We start from the raw sequence: 6,337 nt of genomic DNA, 5'->3' as shown, positions 1-6,337 counted from the left end.
TATACAAAACGCGGTTTGACCCATCCCTGGTAATTCGGTCCAGTGCACACATCCATGTCTGCCCGTTCAGTCAGGCGGCGCAGTGCGCCTAAACAAACTGACTTCACCCTTGCCAGTCGTTCAACCGGCTGGTGCAGTGCACCAGAAAGCCTCCGGTTTCACCCTTTTTTATGTCGATACAAAACGGGGTTTAACCCGTCCTTGTGATGGAGTCCAGCCCGACATCTCGATAACTGCTCCTGCGTTATTCTACCTTCCACCATCCATGGTGGTCGCCTGTCGGTCGTTAAACTGGCTGATGCAGTGCACCAGAAAGCCTCCGGTTTCACCCTTTTTTGTGCTTGTAAGAAAGTTAAATGTTGAGAGTGTACCCATCCCTGGTGTGTCAGCCAGCTCTTAGACTGGTGACGCTCTATGTAACTGTTTACAAAACTTAGTTGAACCCATCCATGGTAGCTCGGTCCAGCTTTTAGGGCCGTGTGGTTCTTAAGTGGGAGCTGACAAAACGTGGTTCAACCCGTCCAAGGTGATGTAGTCCAGCCTGGCATCCTTGCCAGTCGTTCAGCCGGCTGGTGCGGTGCACCAGAAAGACTCCAGTTTCACCCATGTGTGCCCGATCAACCGGCTGGCCCATACGCAAGTAAACCTTCGGATTTCTGCTTTTTTATGTCTGTCAGAAAGCCCAATGTTTCTATCTGGTACGGTAAATCAATCTAAGCGCGCTTAAGCGGAAGGACTTCACTTTAGAAGTTGTAGGGCTGGTAAGATTTCTAGCCTTTTTTTGCTTGTAGTTGTGTAGAATGGCGTTATGCAATGCGTATCGCTGCCGATACAAATATTAATTCAGCCACACTCTTCAAAGTCCTAAAAGAGCATCGATGAAACAATTGTCCATAAAGCAAAAAATTATTTTCACCCTAAGTATCTTTGTATTTTTAACCTCCACATTAGTCGGCGGTATCAGCATGATAACCGCTCGCACAACGATTGAGGCTCGTGTACTTGGTACAGAGTTACCGAACATTGTTAAACGCATCGCAAATGAAATTGACGGCAAAATAACAGCCATGCAAATTATCGCCACTCAAATTGCGACAGACCCCTTTATTCTGCAATGGAACGAGCAAGGGCAATCTGCACAAGGTGAGAAAGCCCTTATTAAGCTATTGCAAAATACCGTGGTTCAACACAACTTGAGTGCTGCTTCGTTTGCGGATAAAAAGACGAATCGTTATTGGAATCAGGAGGGTTTTCTGCGTACTTTAAAAGATGATGCGGCTGATGGTTGGTTTTTTAATTACATTCAAAGTAAACGAGCGAATATGGTCAGCGTATATCGAGATCCGAATACAGGTAAAACGGATTTGTTCGTAAACTATCAGCAAGCCAATGGAAGGGGGTTATCTGGTACCGCTAAGTCCTTCAAAGACGTTGTCGATTTGCTCGCAAGCTTTAAGCTAGAAGCATCTGGTTTCGTTTATTTGGTTGATGATCAAGGACTCGTTAGACTTCATACCGATACAGGATTGATTAATAAAGCCAACCTAGATGCTTTATTTGGCAATGGGAATGTGACCCGCTTATTAGAAAAGAGCGACTTTAATCTAGCCATTGTAGAGATGAACAACACCAAAATGCTCGTCGTAAGCAGTTATATACCCAGCATGAATTGGTATGTTGTGGCGCAGGTTCCGTACAACGAAATATTCGCTACCTTAGACAACGCAGCATGGAATATTACGCTCTGGTCAATTTTAATTGCGGCAATAGCATGTTTGGCTGCGTGGTTTGTCGCTAGCAGTATTACGCGGCCAATCAATGAACTTGCAGGGGTCTTTAGACAATTAGGAACAGGGAACGCGGATCTTGCCTATCGTTTACCTGAAACGGGTCAAAAGGAGATTGCAGATGTTGCGAAGGGATACAACGATTTCGTTAATCAATTAGATATGACGTTTAGTGACGTAATGCAAAACAGCTTAGCGCTTAAAGATGTCGCGCGTTCACTGCAAAATATTGCGGGCCAAACTTTAGAAAGTGCACAACAAAGCGATGAGCGCACTCAAGATATATCGATGAATCTAAGTCAGGTGAGTAGCGCGGTAAGTGAAGTGGCAAGAAGTGCTGAATCTGCAACTGTGGTGGCCGTGCAAATCAACTCTGAAGGAGATCAAATATCTCAGGTTATCACTAATACCCAGCAAGATATCAATGGATTAGTGACTAAGATAAACGATGTGGCCGAGGTCATTCGTTCACTGAGTAATAACACGGACACTATTGCTAAAGTACTGGAGAATATTCAAGCTATTTCCGATCAAACGAATTTACTCGCGTTGAATGCCGCTATTGAGGCGGCAAGAGCGGGAGAGCAAGGTAGAGGTTTTGCCGTAGTAGCAGACGAAGTTCGTACATTAGCGAAACGAACGGCAGACTCTACGCATGAAGTGCAAGCGATCATGCAGGAATTAAAAGTAACGTCAGCCGCTGCGACCAAAGAAATATCCTCGATAATTGAGCAATCTCAGGTTACTGCTAGCTCCATAGGAACTGCCCATCAGGTTCTAGAGGCAAATAGTTCACATTTTAACGACATAACCCAAGCCAATCGGTCTGTAGCTGCGGCGACAGAAGAGCAGTCCGTTAGCATTGAGCTGATAAATCGTAATATGCAAGACATCAGAAAGCGCTCTGGGGAGAATATGCAAAAGATTGCTCAGATGGCAGATGAGTCAGGCGGGTTGAATGCATTGGCGCAACAGCTGGACGCATTAACTCATCAGTTCAGCAAAGGAAAACGCTAGTTTAGCTGGCTGGTAACTAAGTTACTCTTTAGGCTCCAAGCGACGGACTCTGAGCTTGGTGTCCTCAAACAAAGAGGCTTTTTTCAATAAGCTTGTAACCTGAATAGCCTCTACTGAAACCGTGATAGAGGCAATTTCCGTAAACGTTGAAGACTTGATAGAAAGATCATATTCCCGGGTTAAGTCATCTATAGCGCCCTGTAAGGCGTAATCGTATTCAATGGCAATATACTCTATAGCTACACGTGTTTTAGTGGTTAACAGCGACAGAGCTTGTTTAACGCCGCCGCCATAAGCTTTTACTAAGCCTCCTGTACCCAACTTTATTCCACCGGAGTAGCGGATCACTACTGCGGTTATCTCGCCTATTTGGCTGCCCTGCAATTGAGCGAGTATCGGTTTACCAGCGGTACCGTTTGGTTCACCGTCATCACTAAAACCTAGTTGCATCGAGTCCGTGGGTGGCCCAGCCACAAAGCCCCAACAATGGTGCCCAGCTTGTGGATGCGCGTTTTTTATTCGTTGGATAAATGCTTTGGCCTCTGCAGAACTAGGTGTATGGGAGAGCAGGGTGATAAAACGGCTACGTTTTATTTCTTCTTCAAAGGTGACTGGTGCGCTGGGGATCAAATAAGGGGATGTTACTGCCATAAGCTCAATCTGGGGGCGTGTAAAATGGAATGATAGGAATTATACGTAAAATGAAAAAACTGTCTCAAGTGATTACCTGAGACAGTTTTTAACGCATCAAACCAACGATTTAAGAGGGTGCTGCGTGCTCGTCCTTAAGCGGTACTTAGCGGAGTTCTCTATCCTGTAGGTGCTACCGTGCTACCCGGAAGACGCTACCCGGTAGACGTTACCCGGTAGAGTACTACCCCGTATTCCTCATACCGACAGCGATACCTGCGATGGTAACCATCATGGCGCGCTCTAGGGTTGGGTCGGCTTCGTCTTCTTTTGCTCGGATACGTTCTAACAATTCTATTTGTAAGAAATGCAGCGGTTGTAAGTAACCTGCACGAATGTTCATAGACTCATTGCCTTTCGGGTCTGACTCCATAACTTCTTTTTGTTGAAGTACATCAAGCAGCAAGCTCATGCTCATGTTGAGTTCATCGCGCAACGCATCACCTAAATGACGTAGTTCCTCAGGGACCAAACGCTTGTCATATTCAGCGCTAATACGTGGATCGGCTTTACCGAACACCATATCTAGCATGGAGAAGCGCGAGTGAAAAAACGGCCAATTTTGTAGCATATCGTCAATCAACGGACGTTGACCTGCATCAATAGCGGTCTGAACCGCTTTCATTGCACCTAACCATGAGGGCAACACTAAGCGCGTTTGTGCCCATGCGAATATCCAAGGTATAGCGCGTAGGCTTTCGATCCCGCCGCTAGGCTTACGTTTAGCGGGACGGCTACCGAGTGGCAACTTGCCAAGCTCTTGCTCAGGAGTGGCGACTCTAAAGTAAGGTACAAAATTTTCATCGTGGCGCACCGTATTGCGGTAGTTGTCACGGGCATTTGCTGCTACTTCGGTGATCAGATCACGCCATTCTTGCTTCGGCGCTGGAGGTGGTGAAATGAGGGCTTCTAATATCGCGCTGGCGTACAAAGCTAAACTGCGCTGAGCAAGTTGGGGCATGCCAAATTTATAGCGGATGGTCTCACCTTGCTCGGTAACACGGAAACCGCCGGTTAATGAGCCAGGAGGTTGAGATAGAATAGCAGCATGAGCAGGCAGTCCGCCACGGCCAATTGTGCCGCCACGACCGTGGAATAGGGTCAATTCAACACCATATTTTTCAGCAATCCCGACAAGGGCTTCTTGCGACTCATACTGAGCCCAACCCGCAGCCATAGCGCCGGCGTCTTTTGCTGAGTCAGAATAACCTATCATTACGTACTGATGACCTTGAATATAGCCACGATACCAGTCGATGTTCATTAAGGCATCAATAACACTGGCAGCGGCATTCAGATCGTCAAGCGTTTCGAATAATGGGGCAACAGGCATAGGCCATGTCACGCCAAACTCGCGCAACAATAAGTGCACGCTAAGCACGTCTGAAGGTAAGCTCGCCATTGATATGATGTAAATACCAAAGCCTTCTTCACTGTGTTGTGCGACCACTTTACAGGTATCGATTACTTCTTGAACGTCAGCTGAGGGCTGCCATTTGGTTGGAAATAAAGGTCTCTTGGAGCTCAATTCTTTTAACAAGAATGCTTGCTTATCTTCTTCGCTCCAGTTGCCGTAGTCGCCCATGCCTAAGTGTCGGGTAAGCTCACTGAATACGTCAGCATGGCGTTCAGAGTCCTGGCGAATATCCAATTTAAGTAGATGCACGCCAAAACAATGTACACGGCGAATGGTGTCTAACAAGCGGCCATCGGCAATAACGCTCATACCGCAAGCTTGCAACGAGTTGTAACATAGCATTAGCGGTGTAAGCAGCTCATCCTTGCTGGCAATCCATTTACTGTCGTCTACTGACACACCGCTTAGGAATTCCGCAATACCATTTTTGGTATTGGTTAACGTGTCCAGCAAAGGGCGTAATAGCGCACGATACGGTTCAAGTTCATCGCCTACCATTGAACGGATTGTGTCGTCACAATCACTCATTGATAACTCAACTTGCAACATATCCACGTCTTGAGCGAACAATTTAGCTGCGCGTTTACGGGCGAGCAACAGAACTTGCTGCGTCACCTTTGAGGTTACGAATGGGTTACCGTCTCGGTCACCACCCATCCACGAGCTTAATTTAACCGGCGCTGCGTCTAGCGGCAGAGCAAGATCGTATTTTGCTTCAAATTTTGCACTTAGCTCACGCACAAAATCAGGTACTGCTTCCCACAACGAGTTTTCGATAACCGAAAAACCCCAGCGAGCTTCATCTACGGGGGTTGGGCGCACGGTACGAATTTCTTCTGTGTGCCACGCCTGTGCGACCAAATCCGCTATTCGTGTACGAATTTTATCTCGTTCAATATCAGACAAGCTGGTTTGATGTATTTGGCGCAAACATTGTGCTAATTCGCTGTGTTTGTGGATCAACGTGCGACGAGTGACCTCAGTAGGATGCGCAGTTAACACTAATTCGATACTGAGTTGGTTTACCGCTTTTTCGAAGGTCTCTGCAGATACATTATCTTTGTCCAAATGATTGAATAATTCTTGAATAGAATCTTGATCGTGATTGGCGCTGTTAAATTCTTGCTCGGCGATATTCGCTAAATTTAGAAATTGAGAAAATGCACGACCCACGACTAACAGCTGCTCATCTTCGAGCTCACTGAATAATGCTTTAAGTTTGTCAGAACACTCACTGTCGCCTTTATATGATTCGCGACCATCTAGTCTGATGGTTTCTATTCGTTGCAGCCACTCATCCCCCAATTGGGCTCGGATCATGTCACCTAACGTTGAACCTAGGCTACGTACGGTTTCTTTGAGTTGTGAGTCTAGAATTTTTGGCACTGGTGCCTCCGCTGGAATAATAGAAGATTAAAGAATAATG

3 protein-coding genes are annotated in these 6,337 nt (G+C 46.4%); 1 reads left to right on the top strand and 2 read right to left on the bottom strand.

The window, feature by feature from the left end; all coding sequences use genetic code 11:
- The first annotated feature begins 878 nt into the window (after positions 1-878).
- Entirely contained in the window at positions 879-2,804 is a 1,926-nt protein-coding gene (locus GMES_RS17185; RefSeq protein ID WP_006994032.1) for a methyl-accepting chemotaxis protein, read from the top strand.
- A 21-nt stretch (positions 2,805-2,825) separates the two neighbouring features.
- Here GMES_RS17185 and GMES_RS17180 read toward each other — a convergent pair whose 3' ends face one another.
- Both GMES_RS17180 and ppc read right to left on the bottom strand, forming a co-directional pair.
- Positions 2,826-3,455, bottom strand: coding sequence for a YigZ family protein (locus tag GMES_RS17180; protein WP_006994031.1), 630 nt, complete (start codon positions 3,453-3,455; stop codon positions 2,826-2,828).
- A 223-nt stretch (positions 3,456-3,678) separates the two neighbouring features.
- Positions 3,679-6,297, bottom strand: coding sequence for a phosphoenolpyruvate carboxylase (ppc, locus tag GMES_RS17175; protein ID WP_006994030.1), 2,619 nt, complete (start codon positions 6,295-6,297; stop codon positions 3,679-3,681).
- Between the last annotated feature and the right edge of the window lie 40 nt (positions 6,298-6,337).

The sequence above is a fragment of the Paraglaciecola mesophila KMM 241 genome (assembly GCF_000315015.1).
In the GTDB taxonomy this organism is placed as follows: domain Bacteria; phylum Pseudomonadota; class Gammaproteobacteria; order Enterobacterales; family Alteromonadaceae; genus Paraglaciecola; species Paraglaciecola mesophila.
Note: the sequence above shows the minus strand (reverse complement) of the source record. Positions and strands in the feature narration are given on the sequence as shown.

What these genes read in the sequence shown, in the direction of transcription:
- GMES_RS17185 (WP_006994032.1), top strand. Translation starts at nt 879, where the DNA reads ATGAAACAATTGTCCATAAAGCAAAAAATTATTTTCACCCTAAGTATC.
- GMES_RS17180 (WP_006994031.1), bottom strand. Translation starts at nt 3,455, where the DNA reads ATGGCAGTAACATCCCCTTATTTGATCCCCAGCGCACCAGTCACCTTT.